Source organism: Rhodococcus sp. OS5, from assembly GCF_056837585.1.
The window spans coordinates 1,933,778-1,958,267 of sequence record NZ_CM166368.1 but is presented as its reverse complement, the minus strand read 5'-3'; the positions used below and the strand labels follow the sequence as shown (position 1 = coordinate 1,958,267).

Below are 24,490 nucleotides of genomic sequence, written 5' to 3'. Positions count from 1 at the left end.
GAGCATTGCTCCAGTACGCAATCTGCTGCGAAGCAATAGATCCCGCGTCTTCCTCACTGCCCAGCACCTCTCGCTGCCACAGGCTGTAGTCGGCGTACTGAACGTCGAGAGGAGCCCAGGACGGTGTGTACCCGGCAACCCGCGAGGCGTATGCGGTCACGACATCCCGAGCGAACGGTGCCATCGAGGAACCGTCGGCGGAAATATGATGAATCGCGACACCGAGTACGTATTCGTCGGAAGCCAACTGGAACAACCGGATACGAATCGGAATCTCGCGTGTGACGTCGAAGCGCGTCGACGCCAGCGCGACCAACTCACCTTCGAGTTCGTCCACGCCAGTCGGTTCTGCGACGATTTCGTCCGACCAACTCGACACGGGCTTGACGACCTGCACCGGACCGTCTCCGATTTCCGGGTAGACGGTTCGAAGTGATTCGTGCCGCCCGATCACATCAGAAATCGCCGCGCTCAGCGCCGAGACGTCAAGATCGCCCTGAAGGCGCAGCGCCATCGGGATGTTGTATGCCGCTGCACTCCCGTCGAATCGGTTGAGGAACCACATACGCTGCTGCGCCAACGAAAGCGGAATCCGCTCTGGCCGCTCGACCGCGGTCAGCGCGACTCGCCCACCCGACCCGGTCCGGCTTTCGGCGTGCGCTGCGAGATCCTGCACCGTGGATGCTTCGAACAGAACTCGAACCGAAAGTTCGGTGTCGAGAGCATCGGCGATTCGTTTGATCGTGCGAGTGGCGTTGAGAGAGTTGCCGCCGAGCTCGAAGAAATCGTCATCGAGACCCACGCGCTCGACACCCAACACCTCGGCAAACACCGACGCAACGATCTCCTCCACCGCCGTCACCGGAGCCCGGAACACCGCAACCTCGAACACCGGCTCCGGCAACAACTTCCGATCCAACTTCCCCGAAGCATTGAGCGGCAACGCATCCAACACCACAAACTGCGACGGCACCATATACGACGCCAACCGCTCCCCCACACCCACCTTCACCACATCAACATCAACCGAAGACCCCACCGCAGCAGTGACATACGCAACCAACTGATCACGCCACACCACCACCACCACAGAACCCACACCCACCTGATCCCGAACCGCAGACTCGATCTCCCCCAACTCGATCCGCTGACCACGCAACTTCACCTGAAAATCACTACGACCGACATACTCGAGCTCACCCGACACACCGATCCACCGCACCACATCCCCCGTGCGATACATCCGCGAACCCACCCCACCGAACGGATTCGCCACAAACCGCTCCGCCGACAAATCCACCCGCCCGAAATACCCACGAGCGACCTGCACACCCGACAAATACAACTCACCCGCAACACCCACCGGCACCGGACGCAACCGCGAATCCAACACCAACACCGACGAATTCCACACCGGAGCACCCATCGGCACCACCACACCCACACCATCGAGCGGACCCGCCGCCGTCGCATGCACCGTGAACTCCGTCGGACCATACAAATTATGAACCTCAACCGACGGCAACACCGACAACACCCGACGCACCACCGACGCCGGCAACGCCTCACCCGCCGCGAAAATCACCCGCAACGAACCCAACCCACCACCACCGAGACGCGAAATCGTCGCCTCCGACGTGTCGACCAACTGATCGACGAACACCTCCAACATCGACGGCACAAACGAGACCATCGACACCGACTCCGCCGCTACCACCGACGCCAAATACCCCGGATCCCGATGACCGTCATGAGTAGCCACCACCAACCGAGCACCCACCGCCAACGGAACAAACAACTCCCACACCGACACATCGAACGTCACCGGAGTCTTGAGCAACACCACATCAGAACCCGACACCGCATAACGCTCCGCCAACCACGACACCTGATTGACCACACTGCGATGACTGACAGCCACACCCTTCGGCCGACCCGTCGACCCCGACGTGAAAATCACATACGCCGTATTCCCCGACCGCAACGGCGCAACCCGATCCACATCCGAGACAGGAGCATCCGAAAAACCAGACACATCAACAACATCAACCTCGACCACCGGCACCACACCAGCATCGAAACCAACATCAGAAGTACTGACCACACACACCGGCGACGCCGCCGCCAACACATACCCATTACGCTCCGCAGGCTGATCCGGATCCACCGGAACATACCCACCACCAGCCCTGAGCACACCGTAAACCGCAACCAACAAATCAACCGACCGACGAACCGCAACACCCACCAACGACTCCGGCCCCACACCCACCGAAACCAAATACCTGGCAAAACGATTCACCCGAGCATCGAACTCCGCATACGACAGAGACTGCCCCTCGAACGAGAGCGCTACCGCATCCGGAGACGCCGCCACCTGCGCAACAAACCCATCCAACACCGACACACCCGCAACCTCACGAGCCGTGTCATTCCACCCCTCGAGCACCAACGAACGCTCAACAGAATCCAAAATATCAACGTCACCAACACGCACCGAAGGATCGGTGGCTACGGAGGAGAGCAGTCGAAGAACTCTGTCGAGCAACGCAGTTGCGTAGTCGGCATCGAAGAAGTCCGGTAGGTACCGCAGCGTCAAGTGCAACTGCTCGTCGAGTGCGATCAGCAGGGTCAACGGGTAGTTCGTGGAATCGTCCGAGGCGATGTCGTCGATCATCATTCCGTCGAGAACATCCGCCTGTGCGGCGAGGCCCTCACGGTCGACCGGGTACGACTCGAATACAACCAACGTGTCGAACAGTGTTCCGACGTCCGCTGCTTTCTGGACATCGGTCAAACCGAGATAGTGATGATCAAGCATTCTCGCCTGCTCGATCTGGACCCTGGCAACCAATTCTTCGACGGACTCCCCGGCGTCGAGGCGCACCCGCACGGGGAGGGTGTTGATGAACAACCCGACCATCGATTCGACGCCGGTGAGCGCCGGTGGCCGGCCGGACACTGTTGCACCGAAGACAACGTCGTCGGTTCCGGTCAACGCACCGAGCAGGACCGCCCACGCGCTCTGCACGATCGTGTTGGCGGTGACCCCGAGTCGTGCGGCCAGAGCGGTGAGCGCCGCGGTTGTCTCCGACGACATCGACACGTTCAGCTTCTGTGACAGCGCGGTGAATTCCTGTCCGCCTGTGACCTGAGCAAGCAGCGTCGGCTCTTCGACGCCGGAAAGCACATCCGCCCAGGCTGTGAGTGATCGATCACGATCCTGATCGACAAGCCACGCCAGGTAATTGCGATAGCTACGCACACGCGGAAGAACCGAGTCGTCACCACGCGTCGCGTACAGCGCCAACAGGTTCTGCAAGAGCAGTGGCACCGACCAACCGTCGAGAATAATGTGGTGATTCGCCACCACCAAGCGATAGTCCCCCTCCGCCATGGTGACGAAGGTGAACCGAATCAACGGCGGTGACGCCATGTCGAAGTGTGTCGCCTGGTCAGCCGTCAAAACTTCGTTCAGAGCTGCCTCACGGTCGACGGCCGCAATATCGCTGAGATCGATGTTCCGCCACGGGACTGGAACGTCTTCGAGGACTATCTGGACCGGCGTTCCGTCGTCGTCGGCCGTGAATGCCGTTCGCAGGTTCGCATAACGGTCGATGATTCCCTGTGCTGCAGTGCGCAAGCGGTCGGCATCCACCTTCCCGGACAGAGTGAGAATCATCTGCACCGAGTAGAGGTCGACGCTGGATTCTGCCAACATCGCGTGGAAGAGCAAACCGGACTGCAGCGGTGCCAGGGGCCAGATGTCGGTCACCGTACCGAATCGATTCTCGAAGACGTCGATATCTCGTTGGCTCACGGAGACAAGCGGCACGTCGGACGGTGTGAGTCCACCGGCTCCGACGGAGCGAGAATGCTCCGCCAGGGCAGTCAGTGCTTCGACCCAAATCTGTGCAAATGTCTCGACACTCTCGCCGTCGATGGCACCGACGGGGTATGCGAAAGAGGCCTCCAGAACAGCACCGTCTGCGCCGTCGTTGACGATCGCATTGATGTCGACGACCTTGTTTGCGGGCATGTCGACGTCTTCGGGTGCCGACACGTTGGCGAAATCGCCGGCCGGCAGCCACCCGAGTCCCTCGACGCCTGCCGGAAGATCCTCGGCGACAACTCGTCCCAGGTAGTTGAAGCTGACCTGTCCCCCGGCGAAGCGAGAAAGCACTGCGCGCGTGTCTTCGTTCAGGTAGCGCAGCAGTCCGTACCCGACGCCCTTGTCCGGGATCGCCAGAAGCTGTTCCTTCACTGCTTTGATCGCGCGTCCCGCCGAATCACCTCCGGCGAAAGCGTCACCCAGATCTACCTCGGAAAGATCGAGACTGATCGGGAAGGCAGCGGTGAACCAGCCAACGGTCCTTGACAGATCCGCGCCAGGAATCACGGCTTCTTCGCGACCGTGGCCCTCGAGTTGCAGCAAGGCAGACGTCGAGTCGATTCCGGCTCGGCGACGCCACTCGATCAGCGCGAGTGCCAGTCCAGCGAGCAGGCCGTCGTTGGCGCCGCCGTTGAAAACCTCCGGCAGCGTGGTCAACAGAGTCTCCGTCACCTGAGTGGGGACCGTCACGCTTATCCGCTGAACCGTTGCCGCAACGTCGACGGCAGAGTCGTACGCCCTCTTACCCAGCACCGGGTCCGGTGTCTGCAACACCTTCCGCCACGTATCCAGCTCGGCCACACGCGAATCCCGATGGGCCTCTTCGGACAAAGCATGAGCCCAGCGTCGCATCGACGTACCGGTCGGCTCGAGAGCAACATCCCCCGTCGCTCCGCTCGCCCCGGCCATCTGAGCCGCAGCCGACACCAGATCCGGAACGATGATTCGCCAGGAGACCCCGTCGACGATCAGGTGATGTGCAGCGATGATCAAGCGCCCGGTGCGAGTGGGACCGAAGTCGACCCACACGAACTGAACCATTACGCCGTCCGCCGGATTCAACCGGCCGAGAGCCTCGTCGAGGCCCTTGGAAGCCGTGAGAACAATTGTCGACTCGTCCGCAGCCGCGTCGACATCGACGCGGCTGAGCAGATCCTCGACGTCCACGGTACCGGGCTCGGAGACCGACATCCCCCATCCGCGACCGTCGGAGATCAGCCGCGAGCGGAACATGTCGTGGTGGTCGACGACTGCGGCGAGTGTTCGCACGATGTCGGTTCGATGCACTCCGAGTGGAAGCTCGAGAGTCATCGTCTGCGTGAATCGGTTGTAGCTGCCACCGCGCTCGACCATGAATCGTTCGATCGGCGTCAACGGCATCCAGCCGACTCCACCGCCCGGCAACTCCTCGAGCACCACCGCGGCCTCGACGTCGGCGGCATACTTCGCCACGTCGGCCAATGCCGCGACAGTCTTGCTCTCGAAGACGTCACTGGGTGCGAATACGACCCCACGTGCCTTCGCACGAGAGACGAGTTGGATGGACATGATCGAGTCGCCGCCCTGAGCGAAGAACGAGTCGTCGGTGCCGATGCGATCCAGGCCGAGAACGTCCGCGAAGATCTCGCTCAGGATTTGTTCCATCTCGGTGACCGGGGCGCGGAATTCCTTGGTCTCGAAAACCGGTGCTGGGAGCGCTTTTCGGTCCAACTTGCCTGCCGGACTGAGCGGCATGTCCGAGGAGACCATGACCGAAGCCGGAACCATATGGGCCGGAAGGGTTCTGGAGACGAATTCGATCAATTCCGCCGAAGTGACCGAAGCGTGCTTTCCGGTGAACACGTACGACACCAGCGCCGGGGCACCCGACGGCAGGGTCGTACCCATCGTCGCAGCGAACTCGACCTCGGGGTGTGCCGTCAGCGATGCATCGATTTCGCCCAGTTCGATACGGAAACCGCGAATCTTGACCTGGAAATCGTTGCGGCCCACGTATTCCACGGCGTAGGTGGAGGGTGCCGTTCCAGCGACCCAGCGCACCACGTCACCGGTTCGGTACATTCGCTCGCCCGGATTACCGTGCGGGTTTGCCACGAATCGATCGGCACTCAAGCCTGGACGACGATGATAGCCGCGGGTCACCTGAGGACCGGACAGATACAGCTCGCCCGAGACTCCCAGTGGAACTGGATTGAGTCGTGTGTCCAGGACGAATGCTGCCATGTCACCGATCGTGGCGCCGATGTCCATTCGGTCACCGGGCAGAAGCGGAACGCTGACGTTCGTCACGATCGTCGTCTCGGTCGGGCCGTAGACATTCAGGAATGTCCTGGGAGCCGAAGCCGACGCGGCCGATCCGTCCCCTGTCGTCCACTTGCTGATCAGTTCCGGCGAATACGCTTCGCCACCCACGCCTACCACCGTCAGGTCGTCCAGGCCGCTCGGGTCCATCGACGCCAGGGCAGCGGGTGTGATGAACGCATGCGTGACTCGTTCGCTACGGAACACCTCAGCCAGTTCGTCGCCGCCGTACACGCCAGGCGGGACGATGACCATCGTCGCGCCGGTGGCCACCGCGAGGAACAACTCGAGCATCGACGCGTCGAAACTCGGTGACGCGAAGTGCAATGTCCGCGAGGTGGGCTTCACGAGGTAATGCGCGGCCTGCGTGACACTGAAGCTCGCCAGTCCCGCGTTGGTCGCGACAACGCCCTTCGGCAGTCCTGTCGTGCCGGAGGTGTAGATGACCCAAGCCGGATGAGCAGTCGTCAGTGCACGGACACGTTCCTCGGCATCTATTGGCGCTCCGGACACTCCGGCGATCATCTGTTCGCCGAGCGGTCCGTCCACGACCAACCACTCGACGTCGTCGGCGAGATTCGGACGTTCGACGTCGAGGGTCAGGCCAACCTTCGCACCCGAGTCGCTGAGCATGTGCGCGATACGGTCTGCCGGATAGTGCGGATCGATCGGAACGACCGCTGCCCCGGTCTTCGACACTGCCCAGACCGCGAGTACCGATTCGACGGATCTCGGAATCGACACCGCCACAAGATCTTCAGCCCCGAGACCACGGTTGATCAAAACGCGGGCCAGCCTCGACGACCACTCGTCGACCTCGCGATACGTCATGGACCTACCGGCCGCGGCCTGCGCCGTGCCGGGGTAGCGCAAAGCGACGTTGTCCGGGTAGCGCGCAGCAGCGTCGGCAAGAATCTCGGCCAACGGCGCCTGCGCTACTCCTGACGAAGCCCTTTGACTCGTCAGAACCTCACGCTCGGACGCGTCGAGGATTTCGATGTCACCCACTGAAGTTGCGGGGTCCGTCGCAATTCCGTTCAGAATGCGCATCAATCGTGCGGCGAATCCGCGGACGGTCGATTCGTCGAACAGATCCGTCGCGTACGTGAACGTCGCCGACAGCCCTTCTGATACCTCACTGATCGTGAGCTGCAGGTCGAACTTGGCCACGGTCTCGTCGATTTCGAACTCGGCCGCCGTCAGACCGGGCAGAGCCAACGAGTTCTGCCCCAGGTTCTGAAATGCCAATGCCACCTGGAACAGCGGGTGATGTGCCCTCGACCGAACGGGATCCAGCACTTCCACGAGCCGCTCGAACGGAAGGTCCGAGTGCGCGAACGCCTGAAGGTCGGTTTCCCGAGCCGAGGCCAGAAGTGTTGTGAACGCCGCCGAAGGATCAACCTCGGTACGCAAAACCAGGGTGTTGACGAACATTCCGATCAAATCGTCGAGTTCGGATTCACCTCGCCCGGCCATCGGTGCACCGATGTTGATGTCCGTTGTTCCCGACAGACGAGCGAGAAGCGACGCCAGAGCCGCATGGACCACCATGAACATCGACGCATTGTGTTCCCGGCCCACGCTGATCAGCCGCTCATGCAATTCCTGACCGATCGAGAATTCGAATGTCGCTCCCTGACCGGAGAATACCGCCGGCCGAGCCCGATCCCCCGGAAGATTCAACTGTTCGGGCACGCCGTCCAGTGCTTGCGCCCAGTAAGTGATCTGTTGCGCGATGACGGACTGCGGATCGTCCTCGGACCCGAGAACCTCACGCTGCCACAACGAGTAATCGGCATACTGCACCGGCAACGGCGTCCAGGTCGGAGCCTGGCCGTTGGTTCGGGCGTAGTAGGCGGTCATGACGTCGCGGGTCAACGGGCCCATCGAGAAACCGTCGGTCGAGATGTGATGCACCACGAATACCAGAACGTGCTCGTCGGCCTTGATCTGGAAAAGCTTGGCGCGCAACGGCACCTCGGCCGTCACGTCGAAGCCTGCCGCTACGAAGTTCGTTACCTCGGAAACGATCTCCGAATCCGAGACCGAGGTTGCAGCGAGGTTCACGTCGACATCAGCCGGTGCAACGATCTTCTGGTAGCCGACGCCGTCGACCTCGGGGTAGACCGTGCGCAGAACCTCGTGACGGCCGATAACGTCGGCGACCGCTTGCTCCAGCCCCGAGACGTCCAGTTCTCCGGTGAGAGTTATCGCAACCGGGACGTTGTTCCCTGCCGAGCTCGTATCCAACTGGTTGAGGAACCACATGCGCTGCTGCGCCAACGACAACGGAACCCGAACCGGACGCACCTGCGCAGTCAACGCCGCACGTGAACCGCCACCGACATGAGAACCCAAACGAGCAGCCAACGCCTCCACCGTCGACGCCTCGAACAACTCCCGCACCGACACCGAAGCATCCAACGCCTGACCCAACCGAGACGTCACCTGCGTCGCAATCAGCGAATTACCACCGAGCGCGAAGAAATCATCATCCAAACCAACACGCTCGACGCCCAGAACATCCGCAAACGTCTGCGCAACAACCTCTTCCACCACCGACGTCGGAGCACGGAACACCGCAACCTGCAACGACGGAACCGGCAACGCCCGACGATCCAACTTCCCGTTCACCGTCAACGGAATCGAATCCAACACCACAAACGCCGACGGCACCATGTACTCCGGCAACAACGAACCCACACCGGTGCGGACATCGTCGACCGAAACGCTCACACCCGCAGCCGGAACCACATACGCCACCAACCGCTGATCACCCGGAGAATCCTCACGAACAACCACCGCCGTCTGCGCCACCGACACATCCGCCAACACCGCAGACTCGATCTCACCGATCTCGATCCGGAAACCACGGATCTTCACCTGATCATCCGCGCGACCCAGATACTCCAAATCACCAGCACTGTTCCACGACGCCACGTCACCCGTGCGATACAACACCTCGCCGGCATTGAACGGATTCGCCACAAACCGCGTCGACGTCAACCCCGCCTGACCCAGATAACCCCGAGCCAACTGAACACCAGAGACATACATCTCACCAGCGACACCAACAGGCACCGGAGCCAAACGCGTATCGAGCACGAACACCTGCAGACCCGAAATAGCCTGACCCACAACACTCGCCGACGCATCCGCCGCCAACGCAGCATCCAACACACGATGGCTCACATGCACCGTCGTCTCCGTGATGCCGTACATGTTCACCAACGTCGGCGCGAAGTCACCGCGGCGGCCGTACCAATCCGACAAGCGACGCAGCTCGAGCGCCTCGCCGCCGAAAACAACCCACCGCAACGACAACTCAGCGGCCCGACCGGATTCCGACGCCAACCGATCAGCCTCGGCCAACTGATAGAACGCCGACGGCGTCTGATTGAGCACCGTCACCCGCTCAGCAGCAAGCAACTCCAAGAACCCCTCCGGCGACCGCGACGTCACATAATCCACAACCACCAACGTGCCGCCGTACAACAGCGGACCCCACAACTCCCACACCGAGAAGTCGAACGCATAACTGTGGAACATCGTCCACACATCGGATTCGTCGAACCCGTACACACCCTCGGTATTCGCAAACAACTTCGCCACCGTCGTGTGCGGAACCTGCACACCCTTCGGGCGACCCGTCGAACCCGACGTGTAAATCACATACGCAACATTCGACGACCGCAACGGCGCAACACGATCCGCATCCGCCACCACCGAACCATCGAACTCCGACACATCCACCGCGTCGATATCAACCACAGGCAAACCAGCGGGCAACACCAACTCACGCCCGGACCACGAAATCGCAGCCACCGGAGCAGCATCAGCCAACATGAACTCGACACGATCAGCCGGATACGACGGATCCACCGGCAAATACCCCGCACCGGACTTCACCACCGCCAACAACGCCACCACAAGATCCGCCGACCGCGGCAACGCCACCGCCACCAACGACTCCGGACCACAACCCTGAGCAATCAACCTGCGCGCCAAACGATTAGCCCGCACCGACAACTCCGCATAAGACAACGACTCGCCACCGAACCGCACCGCAACCCGATCACCAAACCGCGCAGCAGCATCATCGAACCACGCCGACAACGTCGAATCCACACCACTGTCGACACCCGTGTCGCTCCATGACAGAACGCGATCCAACTCACCGGCGGTCATAACATCCACGTCGCCAACGGCAGCGGCCGGATTCGCGACAACGCCACGGAGGACGGACACGAACCGATCAGCGAACTCGGCCGCTGTCGACGCGTCGAACAGATCCGTCGCGTAGGTCAGGGTGCCGGACATACCGGCGTCAGCGGCTTCTTCAAGTGTGAATTGCAGATCGAATTTGGCCAGTGCTGCGTCGAATTCCACAGCAGCGGCGGTGAGTCCGGGCAGTTCGAGAGCACTCTGTCCAAGGTTCTGGAACGTCAACGCCACCTGGAACAACGGATGACGAGCCTGCGAACGAACCGGATCGAGAACCTCCACCACACGCTCGAACGGAACATCCGCATGCGCGAACGCCTGCAAATCCACCTCACGCGCCGACGCCAACAACTCGGCAAACGACATCGACGGATCAACCTCGGTACGCAACACCAAGGTATTGACGAACATACCGATCACGTCATCGAGCTCGGCTTCACCACGACCCGCGATCGGGGCACCGATCGCAATGTCGGTCGTCGCGGACAGTCGTCCCAACAGCACCGCCAGAGCCGAGTGAACAACCATGAACGGAGTTGCGTTCGTTGCCTTGCCCAGTTCGTCCAGCTCGGACCACAGCTGCGGTTCGATGGTGAAACTGTGATTGGCGCCGCGCCCTGAAGCAATCTCGGGACGCGGACGATCACCAGGCAGATCCAACTGCTCCGGAAGATCAGCCAACGCATCCGACCAGAACGCAATCTGCTTCGCGATCATGGACTGCGGATCGTCCTCGGACCCGAGAACCTCACGCTGCCACAACGAATAGTCGGCGTACTGCACCGGCAACGGCGTCCAGGTCGGAGCCTGGCCGTTGGTTCGGGCGTAGTAGGCGGTCATGAGGTCGCGGGTCAACGGGCCCATCGAGAAGCCGTCGGTCGAGATGTGATGCATCACGAACGACAACACGAAGTCGTCATCGGCGACCTGAAAAAGCTTGGCGCGCAACGGAACCTCGACAGTGACATCGAAGCCCTGGGCGAAGAACGAATACAGCTCCGCCTGGATTCGGTCGTCTGTGACGCGTTCTGCGCCGAGATCGATCGAGACATCTTCTACCGAGCAGATCTTCTGGTAGCCGACGCCGTCGACCTCGGGGTAGACCGTGCGCAGAACCTCGTGGCGGCCGATAACGTCGTGAACTGCCGAATTCAGGGCCGCCAGATCGAGCGCACCCGTGAGCCGAACGGCAACAGGGACATTGTTGACAGCAGAATCGGTGTCGAATCGGTTGAGGAACCACATGCGCTGCTGCGCCAACGACAACGGCACCCGAACCGGACGCACCTGCGCAGTCAACGCCGCACGTGAACCGCCACCGACATGAGAACCCAAACGAGCAGCCAACGCCTCCACCGTCGACGCCTCGAACAACTCCCGCACCGACACCGAAGCATCCAACGCCTGACCCAACCGAGACGTCACCTGCGTCGCAATCAGCGAATTACCACCGAGCGCGAAGAAATCATCATCCAAACCAACACGCTCGACGCCCAGAACATCCGCAAACGTCTGCGCAACAACCTCTTCCACCACCGACGTCGGAGCACGGAACACCGCAACCTGCAACGACGGAACCGGCAACGCCCGACGATCCAACTTCCCGTTCACCGTCAACGGAATCGAATCCAACACCACAAACGCCGACGGCACCATGTACTCCGGCAACAACGAACCCACACCGGTGCGGACATCGTCGACCGAAACGCTCACACCCGCAGCCGGAACCACATACGCCACCAACCGCTGATCACCCGGAGAATCCTCACGAACAACCACCGCCGTCTGCGCCACCGACACATCCGCCAACACCGCAGACTCGATCTCACCGATCTCGATCCGGAAACCACGGATCTTCACCTGATCATCCGCGCGACCCAGATACTCCAAATCACCAGCACTGTTCCACGACGCCACGTCACCCGTGCGATACAACACCTCGCCGGCATTGAACGGATTCGCCACAAACCGCGTCGACGTCAACCCCGCCTGACCCAGATAACCCCGAGCCAACTGAACACCAGAGACATACATCTCACCAGCGACACCAACAGGCACCGGAGCCAAACGCGTATCGAGCACGAACACCTGCAGACCCGAAATAGCCTGACCCACAACACTCGCCGACGCATCCGCCGCCAACGCAGCATCCAACACACGATGGCTCACATGCACCGTCGTCTCCGTGATGCCGTACATGTTCACCAACGTCGGCGCGAAGTCACCGCGGCGGCCGTACCAATCCGACAAGCGACGCAGCTCGAGCGCCTCGCCGCCGAAAACAACCCACCGCAACGACAACTCAGCGGCCCGACCGGATTCCGACGCCAACCGATCAGCCTCGGCCAACTGATAGAACGCCGACGGCGTCTGATTGAGCACCGTCACCCGCTCAGCAGCAAGCAACTCCAAGAACCCCTCCGGCGACCGCGACGTCACATAATCCACAACCACCAACGTGCCGCCGTACAACAGCGGACCCCACAACTCCCACACCGAGAAGTCGAACGCATAACTGTGGAACATCGTCCACACATCGGATTCGTCGAACCCGTACACACCCTCGGTATTCGCAAACAACTTCGCCACCGTCGTGTGCGGAACCTGCACACCCTTCGGGCGACCCGTCGAACCCGACGTGTAAATCACATACGCAACATTCGACGACCGCAACGGCGCAACACGATCCGCATCCGCCACCACCGAACCATCGAACTCCGACACATCCACCGCGTCGATATCAACCACAGGCAAACCAGCGGGCAACACCAACTCACGCCCGGACCACGAAATCGCAGCCACCGGAGCAGCATCAGCCAACATGAACTCGACACGATCAGCCGGATACGACGGATCCACCGGCAAATACCCCGCACCGGACTTCACCACCGCCAACAACGCCACCACAAGATCCGCCGACCGCGGCAACGCCACCGCCACCAACGACTCCGGACCACAACCCTGAGCAATCAACGTGCGCGCCAAACGATTAGCCCGCACCGACAACTCCGCATAAGACAACGACTCGCCACCGAACCGCACCGCAACCCGATCACCAAACCGCGCAGCAGCATCATCGAACCACGCCGACAACGTCGAATCCACACCACGATCGATCTGGCCGGCACTGAAGCGGGACAGCAGGTTTCGTTCTCCATCGACCAAGATGTCAACGTCACCCACCGCTACGGTGGGATCAGCAGTCACCGCACGGAAGGTCCTTACCAGCCGATCACCGAATTCCACAACGGTCGACTCGTCGAACAGATCCGTCGCATACGTCAAAGAGGCGGACATTCCGGCGGGTGCGCCGGCCTCGTCGGTTCGTTCGGTCAGGGTCAACTGGAGGTCGAATTTCGCCAGCGCAAGATCGGCACTTTCGATCGACACTTCGAGGTCGCCCAGTTCGAGCGTTGTCTGTTCGTGGTTCTGGAACGTCAATGCCACCTGGAACAGCGGATGACGAGCCTGCGAACGAACCGGATCGAGAACCTCCACCACACGCTCGAACGGAACATCCGCATGCGCGAACGCCTGTAGATCCACTTCACGCACCGAAGCCAACAGATCCGTGAACGACATCGACGGATCAACCTCGGTACGCAACACCAAAGTGTTGACGAACATACCGATCAGATCGTCGAGCTGCGCCTCACCGCGACCCGCGATCGGTGTACCGATCGCGATGTCGGTCGTTGCGGACAAACGAGAAAGTACGACGGCGAGCGCTGCGTGAACAACCATGAATGGTGTCGAGTTACTGCTGTGCGCAATCGAATTGACAGCTTCGTGCAGGGTGGCGTCGATATCGAACTCGACCTCGGCTCCGCGCCCTGAAGCGACCTCGGGACGAGGACGATCGGCAGGCAGATCCAACTGCTCCGGAAGATCAGCCAACGCATCCGACCAGAACGCAATCTGCTTCGCGATCACGGACCGCGGATCGTCCTCGGACCCGAGAACCTCACGCTGCCACAACGAGTAATCGGCGTACTGCACCGGCAACGGCGTCCAAGCCGGCACCGACGCTCGTGTACGTGCTTCGTAGGCAACCATCACGTCACGGGTCAACGGACCCATCGAGAAACCGTCGGTCGAGATGTGATGCACGACGAACACCAGAACGTATTCGCTGTCGCCGACTTTGAAGAGCTTGGCGCGCAACGGGACTTCGGACGTCACGTCGAAGCCGACTGTCGCCAGGTCGGCGACGCCCGCAGCCAGGCGATCTTCCGTGATCGACACGGGGCTGAGGTCGACGACAACGTCTTGGACGTCGAGGACGTCCTGATAGCCGACGCCGTCGACGTCTGGATACACAGTTCGCAGTGATTCGTGTCGGCCCACGACATCGATCACGGCGGCGTCAAGAGCTGCCACATCGAGGGCGCCCGAAATCCTGATCGCCGCCGGGACGTTGTTCACTGCCGACGCGGGTTCGAACCTGTTCAGGAACCACATGCGCTGCTGCGCCAACGAAAGTGGGATCCGAGCTGGCCGGGGCTGCTGCACCAGTGGGGCGGTGGCGCCCGAACCGGCGTGCAGCTCGAGCCGGACGGCGAGTGACTGCACGGTCGACGCTTCGAAGAGCGCACGAACCGGAACGCTTGTGTCGAGCGCCTCTCCCAGCCGAGCGGCGACACGGGTCGCGATCAACGAGTTGCCGCCGAGTTCGAAGAAATCGTCGTCGCGGCCAACCTGTGCGACTCCGAGAACTTCGGAGAACACCTGCGCGACAGTCTCTTCGACGGTCGTGATCGGCGCCTGGTACACCTTGGACTCGAACACGGGCGAGGGCAGAGCCTTGATGTCCGTCTTGCCCGCGGTGGTCAACGGAATCGAATCGAGTACCAGTACCGAGTCGGGGACCATGTAGCCGGTCAGGAACGTCGACACCGACTCGATGACCTGTGCGGGATCCACCTCGGCGCCGGCCTGCGGCACGACGTATGCAACGAGACGATCTCCGAAGTGATCGTCGGAACGAACGAGAGCAACAGCTTGCGCAACGCCCGCGCAACGGGTCAGCGCGGCCTCGATCTCGCCGAGTTCGATACGGAACCCACGGATCTTGACCTGGAAGTCACTGCGGCCCACGTACTCCACTGCGCCACCGTCGATCCACCGGACCACGTCACCCGTGCGGTACAACCGCTCTCCCGGCGCCCCGAACGGGTCTGCGACAAAACGACCCGCTGTCAATGCCGGCTGTCCCAGGTATCCACGAGCGACCTGAACACCCGACACGTACAACTCACCTGCGACACCAACCGGAACGGGCTGCAAGCGGCCGTCCAAGATCCGCGCGGCCATTCCCCGAATCGGGCCGCCGATGTTCATACGATCAAACGCGGTCAGCGTATCGCTGATGTTCGAGGCGACTGTCGACTCCGTCGGACCGTACGCATTGAAGAATCCACGCACACCGCCATCCGGAAGCGGCACCGCCCACTTGGCAACGAGAGACCGCGAACTGGCTTCGCCACCGACGACAACCACCCGCAACGCGTCGAGCCCGCTCGGATCCACTGATGCCAGCGCAGCGGGCGTCACGAACGCATGCGTCACGCCCTCCGAGCGCAAGATCTCGGCCAATTCCGCGCCGCCGTACACCGTCGTCGGCGCAATCACCATCGTCGATGCTGCTCCGAAAGCCATCAGCAACTCGAGAACAGAAGCATCGAAACTCGGCGAGGCGAAATGCAGCGTCCGAGCATCCGCGGTCAGCGCATAGCGCTCGACCTGCTCGGCGCAGAAGTTCGCCACACCCGCATTGGTGACCACAACGCCCTTGGGCAGACCCGTGGTGCCCGAGGTGTAAATGACGTAAGCAGGCTGCCGCTCGTCGATCGCACTGCGTCGATCCGAATCACTTACCGGCGCGCAAGATTCTGCCGCGCACGCCGCCACTGTCCTCTCGTCGTCGAGAACAACCCACGTCAACGCCGACGGCAATCCTGCCTCGACGTCACTGAGCGCAAGACCCAGCACCGCACCGGAATCGGAGATCATGTGGGCGATACGGTCAACCGGATACGTCGGGTCGACGGGCACGAATGCAGCACCCGTTTTCACCACTGCCCACAGAGCGAGAACTGAATCGGCCGAACGCGGAATCGCGATCGCGACCCGATCCTCCGGCCCGACGCCCTTCGCAATCAGAACACGAGCGAGTCGCGACGACCGCTCGTCGAGTTCGCGGTAGCTGATCGACTGACCGTCGAAGCGAATCGCATCCGCCGACGGATCCAAAGCGGCCGCCGCTGTGAGGATCTCGACCAGGGTTCCCGAGACCGACTGACCTCCATGAACATCGGCCAGCACACCCCGCTCGGCCGCATCGAGAATATCGATGTCACCGACGACAATCGAAGGAACCGACACGACAGTCTCGAGGATACGAACCAGACGCCGAGCAAACCCCTCGACCGTCGAAGCGTCGAACAGATCTGCAGCAAACGTGAATTCGGCCGAGAGCCCTTGCTGGATCCCGTCTTCGCCGATCGACTCTGTCACTGCGAGTTCGAGGTCGAACTTGGCAGTGGTCGTGTCGATTTCGGCGGCCTTGATCGCCAGTCCCGGCAGTTCCAATGCCGTTTGCGCGAGATTCTGCAAGGACAGCACAACCTGGAAGAGCGGATGTCTGGCCTGCGACCGGGCGGGAGCCAAGACGTCCACCAACCGCTCGAAGGGCACGTCCGAGTGAGCGAACGCTCCGAGCGCAGAATCACTCGCCGCAGCCAGCAGATCCGTGAATGCCTGGGCCTGGTCGACCTCGGTGCGCAGAACAAGCGTGTTGACGAACATACCGACGAGATCGTCGAGCGCCTCGTCCCCGCGACCGGCAACGGGAGTGCCCACGGCGATGTCCGAGGTCCCGCTCAGTCGGGCCATCAGAACGGCAAGCGCCGAGTGCAACGCCATGAAGAGCGTCGCGTTGTTCTCCCGTGCCAGCGCGTCCAATCGACGGTGCACATCCCCGGAGATCTCGAACGCGAATCGCTCGCCGCGCATCGACGCCACATCAGGCCGAGACCGGTCCGACGGAAGCTCGATCACATCCGGTAGGTCTGCCAGAGTCTCGGTCCAGTACGAGATCTGCTGCGAGATCAGTGATTCCGAGTCCTCTTCCGACCCCAGAACCTCACGCTGCCACAACGAATAGTCGGCGTACTGCACAGTCAACGGCTGCCACGCCGGCGCGATCCCGTCCTTGCGTGCCGAGTAGGCAATCATGACATCGCGAGCCAGGGGCGCCATCGACCAACCGTCAGCGGCGATGTGATGAACCACGATCGCAAGGGTGTGCTCGGTGTCGCTGACCGTCAACAGGCGGACACGGATCGGCACGTCGACGGTGACGTCGATCGCTGAGGATCCGATTGCAGCGACTCGACTTTCGAGCTCGTCCTGATCCGAAACCGACTCCACGGTCAGCCCGCCGAACGCCTCCGAGAGCGACAGAATCGACTGCTTCGGTCCGGAAGCCCCGTCCGGATATACCGTTCGGAGCACCTCATGCCGGGCCAGTACGTCCTCCAGCGCCATTTCCATCGCGGCAGTATCGAGATGACCAGTCAGGTGCAGAGCAAAAGTGATGTTGTAAGCAGCTGAGTCGGTGTCGAAGCGGTTCAGGAACCACATGCGCTGCTGCGCCAGCGACAACGGAATTTCCGCGGGACGCACCTGTGCGACGAGCGCCTTCTGCCCGCCGCTACCTACGTGCGACTCGATGTGTGCGGCGAGCGCCTCGACGGTGGAAACGTCGAATAGCGTTCGCACCGGCACCGTAGTGTCGAGCGCCCGCCCCAATCGGGAGGTGACCTGAGTGGCCACCAGGGAGTTGCCACCGAGTTCAAAGAAGTCGTCGTCGAGGCCGACTCGTTCCACTCCGAGAACATCCGCAATCACCTGCGCGACAATCTCTTCCACCGGCGTGGTGGGTGCACGAAACTCGCGGACCTCGAAAACAGGCTCCGGCAAAGCCCGGCGATCCAATTTGCCCACCGGGGTCAACGGAACCTCAGCGAGTTCCATGATGACGGACGGAACCATGTAGCTCGGCAGAGCCTCCGCCACGAACGAGGCGAGCACGTCCCGATCGAAACTCGACCCGTCAGCCATTTCGACGTAGGAAACGAGGGTTGTGACACCCGCCGCGCCTTCGCTTCCGACCGTCACCGCGAAGCGCACAGACTCGTGCGAGGACAGAACTGCGTCGATCTCACCGAGTTCGATACGGAATCCGCGAACCTTGACCTGGAAGTCACTGCGGCCGACGTATTCGAGAACCCCCGCGTCACCGCGCGCGTCTCCGCCGGTCCAGCGCACGACATCGCCGGTCCGGTACATTCGCTCGCCATCCGGCGAATACGGGTTGGCGACAAACCGTTCCGCAGAAAGGCCTCGCCGCTCATGGTAGCCGCGAGCCAATGCAGCGCCCGCAAAGTAGAGCTCTCCCCTGGTACCGACTGGAACAGGATGCAGACGCTCGTCGAGTACCAGTGCCGACATGCCCTCGACGGGACGCCCGATGTCGATCGATCGGCCGATCGCGAGATCGCCGAACGACGAGATGATAGTGGTCTCGGTCGGACCATACCCATTGAAGTAGGCGCGCCCTGGGGCCCATTTCGCCAGCAACTCGGGAGTGGTCACGTCACCGCCGACGGAGACGACTCGCAATTCAGGCAGCTCTGCCGGCTCCATGGTCCCGAGTACTGCGGGAGTGATGATCGCGTGTGTGACCTTCTCGGAATGAAGAAGATCCGACAACTCGTGTCCACCGATAATTGTCGACGGAACGATCACCAAAGTTGCACCCGCGGAGAAGGCGACCATCCATTCGAGTACCGACGGGTCGAAGCTCGGTGAACAGATATGGAGGAAGCGCGAGGACTGTTCTACCCCGTAGCGACGCTGTGCTGCGTCTCTGACGCCACGGAGTCCACCGTGAGTGACGCTGACACCCTTCGGTTTTCCCGTGGAACCGGATGTGTAAATGACATATGCAACGTGAGAACTGTGAATCGGAGCAATTCGGTCCTCGTCCGTGACCGGCGCTGAAGATTGCGCCGACAGTTCTCCGTTCAGCGCCTGGCCGTCAAGGACCAACCATTCTGTGACCGCAGGAAGCTGATCTACGAACTGTCCCGACGTGAGTCCGATCGCGGCCGAAGAATCGGCCAGCATGTGCCGGACACGATCTTCCGGATAACTCGGGTCGACTGGGACGTATGCCGCCCCTGACTTCGCCACCGCCCATACTGCACAGACCATCTCGTACGAGCGAGGAAAGGCGAGAGCAACAATGGTCTCGGGGCCGGCGCCACGTCCGATCAGAACCCGAGCGAGCTTCGACGACTGCTCATCGAGCTCTCGATAGGTGATCGATCGACCCTCGAAGCGCACAGCAACCGAATCCGCCTCAGCCGTGCCGGACAGGAAGATGTCGACGAGACTCTGCCGGGGCATCGTGTCATCCGCGGCTACGACCGTCAGATCGGTGCGCTCGGAGCGTGAGAGCAGGTCGATATCGCCGACGATCGTTTCAGGTCGGGTAGCCACGGCATCGAGGATGCGCACGAACCGAGTAGCGAAAGTGTTCACCGTGGCCGGATCGAACAGGTCCGTGGCATAGGTGAAGGTGGCGCTCAAGACGTCCGAGTCTTCGCTGCCTTCAGGATTCTCGGACACCATGAGCTCGAGATCGAATTTGGCGACCGGGACTTCCAATTCAGCTGCAACTGCTTTGACACCTGAGAATTCCAGTTCGCGTCGTCCACTGATCTCCGCAGTGAGCGCAACCTGGAACAGCGGGTGACGAGCCTGCGAACGCGCCGGACTCAGGACTTCGACCAACCGCTCGAACGGCACATCGGCATGCCCGTAGGCAGACAAGCCCGATTCCCTTACCCGAGCGAGCAACTCTTCGAATCGTTCGTTCGGATCGACCTCGGTGCGAAGCACCAGGGTGTTCACGAACATGCCGATCACGTCGTTGAGCGCTTGATCGCCTCGCCCGCCGATCGGGGCACCGATCGCGATGTCGGAGGTACCACTGAGCCGGCTCAACAGCGTTGCATATGCCGCCTGCAACACCATGAACAGCGAGACGCTCCTCGAGCGCGCCAACTCGTTCAACTTGCGCGTCGTGCGTTCGCTGATCTGAAAATGGTGCTTGGCACCGTGATTGGACGCGATGGCAGGACGAGGTCGGTCGGTCGGCAGATCCAACTGATCCGGCAGATCGGCAAGTGCCCGGCGCCAGAAGTTGATCTGGCGAGACGACTCCGAGCGCGGGTCTTCGTCGGATCCCAGTGCTTCGCGCTGCCACAGGGCGTAGTCGGCGTACTGAATCGGCAGCGGCGTCCACGCCGGCGCAGACTTCTCACTTCGCGCCGAGTAGGCGACGAGAAGGTCACGTGCGAGCGGACGGAACGACAGTCCGTCTGCAGCGATGTGATGGAGAACCATCACCAGGACGTAGTCCGTCGGAGACACCTCGAAGAGGGCAACCCGTACCGGGATTTCGAGCGTCACGTCGAAGCCGCGAGACGCCACGTCGAACAGCGCCGCGTCGAGATGCGAATTCCGAATCTTGACCGGATTCAACTCCACCGCGGCCCGGTCGACCGGCAGAACCAGCTGTTGCGCGGTTCCGTCGACATCAGGGTAGATCGTCCGCAAGGACTCGTGTCGCTCGAGAAGATCCATCACCGCGGCATGCAGGGCGGACGGGTCCACCGAACCGGTGAGCCGGACCGTGAACGGAAGATTGTAGGCGGGCGTCGACGGATCGAGACGGTTGATGAACCACATGCGCTGCTGCGCAAGCGAGAGCGGGACGACCTCGGGACGAGGCTTGGCGATCAGCGGGGTGAGCTGCCTGGCGTTGCCCGCCACCGACTCGGCGCGGGCCGCCAGGGTGGCGACCGTGGTGGATTCGAAGAGCTCTCGAACGCCGAGTTGCACTCCCAATGCCGAACCCACTCGCGTCACTAATTGTGTTGCAACCAGAGAGTTTCCACCGAGCTCGAAGAAGTCGTCATCGATACCGACGCGCTCGACACCGAGAACGTCGGCAAACACGTCCGCCACGATGCGTTCGATTTCGGTGCGGGGCTCGCGGTACTGCTTCGCACTCGCGAACACCGGCTCGGGCAACCCGGCACGATCCAATTTGCCACTCGTGTTGAGCGGCAACGCATCGAGCACCATCAACGCGGCCGGAACCATGTACGACGGGAGGCTTCGGCCGGCGAACTCACTGAGCACCGCAGCATCGATGTTTCGGCCTGGACCCGGCACGACGTAGCCGACCAATTGATCACCGGTCGGGGTGACGGTCACCAAAACGACAGCCTGCGAAACGTCGGGGTGCGCCAGAAGGACGGTCTCGATCTCGCCGAGTTCGATGCGCTGCCCGCGGAACTTCACCTGGAAGTCTGTACGCCCGATGTAGTCGAGATTTCCGTCCTCACGGCGACGAACGAGGTCGCCGGTCCGGTACATACGCTCACCGGCCGTGCCGTACGGATTGGCTACGAACCGATCCGAGCTCAGGTCCGGTCGACCAACGTATCCGCGCGCGAGTTGAACGCCGGCGAGATAGAGCTCACCCGGCTGCCCGATGGGGGTCGGGCGAAGTTGCCCGTCCAGTACGTGCGCCTGAGTGTTCCACTGCGGCATACCGATCGGCACGGAAGTAGTATCCGTGGCCACGGCCTCGTAGTACGTGACCGATACCGCGGCTTCGGTCGGACCGTACAGGTTGTGCAGTCCGGCTCCACAGAGTTCGCGGAAGGCGGAAGACGTCTCGGGCGGGAGCGCCTCGCCGATGACAAACACGTGGCGCAACGAATCACAAGATCCGGCAGGTGCATTCGCAGTGAACAGCGTGAGCATGGATGGCACGAAGTCGGTGATCGTGACGCCGAGCTCCGCGATCTTGTTCGCCACGTAGATCGGGTCTCGATGACCGTCCGGAGTCGCGACGACGAGCGTGGCGCCGACCTGCAACGGCATGAAAAATCCCCACAGCGACACGTCGAATGTCGTAGCGGTCTTCTGCAGGTAGATGTCCGACGCCGAAAGCCCGTACTCGGCGTTCATCCACTGAAGCTGATTGTTGATCGCCGCGTGAGTGACCGCGACACCCTTGGGTCGACCGGTCGAACCCGAGGTGTAGATCACGTACGCAGTGTTCGAGAAATGCAAGGGAGACAGGCGATCCGCGTTGACGATCGGCCTGCTGTCGAGCTGCCCATAGTCCAGTGTGTCGATCTCGATGACCCGTGTGCCCGAGGGCAGATCCACGTCGTCCCGCGCAGTGGTCACAACACACGTGGGCTGCGCCGACTCGAGAATGTAGGCGGTGCGGTCGGCTGGGTGGTCGGGATCCACCGGTACCCAGGCTCCGCCGGCCTTGGCAATCGCGTACAGACCGACCATCAAGTCCAAAGACCTGCGGATCGACAGTCCTACAAGCGATTCGGGCCCAACACCCATGGCGATGAGTTGACGAGCCAAACCATTTGCGCGAGAGTCGAATTCGGCGTACGTGAGGCTGGCGCCTTCGAAAATGACAGCGGTGGCATCGGGAGTTCTCTCGACCTGACGCTCGAATGCTTCGGTGATGGTCTGCGAGGCAACGTGGAAGCCGGTGCGGTTCCACAAGGCAACCTTGTTTCGCTCCTCGTCGGTTGCGACAGGAAGATCCCAGACCTTGCGGCTCGTTTCGGCCGAGACGAACTTCTCGAGAAACTCTACGAACCGCGAGTGATTTCGCTGGGCGTCCGCGGGCGCGTACAGATTGGGATTCGACTCGAAGTCGATGTGTGTGCGGGTATCGCCGACGCTCTGATACAGGTTGACACCGAGGTCTTCGATCAAACCCGTGGACAAGATGTGAAGTTCGCCGACGAGGGGCCCGAACGCCAACTCGGTGGAAAACATCATGATGTTGATCCAGGGGCCGAAGAATCCGCCCCGGCCCGGCCCGTCCCCGCCGCGAACCATGTCCTCGTGTCGGTATCGCTGGTGGCGCAGTGCGCCGGACATTTCGTTCCTGACATCGTCCAGAAGCTCCTGGACGGTGGTGTCCGCGGTGACGGTCAGGCGCAGCGGCACGACGTTGGAGACCATGCCTCCGGATCGACGCAGCACGGCTGTTGTTCGACCGGAAACGGGCAGACTCAGCGACACGTCCTCTCGTCCGGTCATCTGAGCGAGGTACGCCGCAAACGCCGCGACGACAGTGCCGGCAACAGTGGTCTTCTCGATGCGCTCGAGGAACCGCCCGAGCAGAGCCTCGACGTGGTTGGACAGCGCTGCACTGTCGATCCGACTGACTGGAGCCGGCGCGGCACTTCGACCCGCGAGGCTCGAGATCTCGTCGAGATTCTCGATCTTGTCTGCCCAGTACTTGCGATCGGTTTCGAAACGACTCGACTGGCGGTACTTGTTGTCCACCTCGTAGACGTTCCGGAGATCGGAGGCCTCACTCGGCTCCGGATCCCGGCCCTCCACGCGCGCCGAGTACAGCTCCGCCACACGAGTGACGAACGTCGACGCACCGAAACCGTCGAGAATTGTGTGGTGGACCCGTGTGTACCAGTAGTAGCGATTCTCGCCGAGCCGCAGGATCGTGGCAGAGATCAAGCGGTCCGTGAGCATGTCGATCGGCCGGCTGCGATCTGCTCGCATCCACCGCATGGCAGCGTCGTGCGAGTCGTCTTCACTACGAAGGTCGACGTAACCGACCGAATCATCGAGTGCGGGGTCGATGATCTGGTAAGGCTGGGCGTCGATCTCGAAGATCCGGACGAAGGCCGACCCGATTTCGCGACCGGCGTCTGCGCAGGCCTGCCGAAGGGCGTCAAGTTCCAGAGCACCACGGAGTTCGACGTACTGAGCGATGTTGACCGGAACGGCGGGATCGAGGTGTTGCGCGAACCACATACCGAGCTGGGCCGCGGAAAGCGGGAATGCGTCGGATCGCTGAACGTCTTCCGGCGAGCTGCCGACCTCCGGCTTGCCGCTCCCCAGTTCTCCGTTACCCAGCGAATTCAC

The 24,490-nt window shown here is 61.8% G+C and carries 1 protein-coding gene (only partly in view); it reads right to left on the bottom strand.

The window, feature by feature from the left end:
- On the bottom strand, window positions 1-24,490 hold the 5' portion of the coding sequence (locus ACVZUB_RS09160) for a non-ribosomal peptide synthase/polyketide synthase (RefSeq protein WP_482628304.1). Its footprint begins 4,256 nt before the window's first position; only the first 24,490 of its 28,746 coding nucleotides appear in the window; its start codon is at window positions 24,488-24,490; its stop codon lies beyond the left edge, outside the window.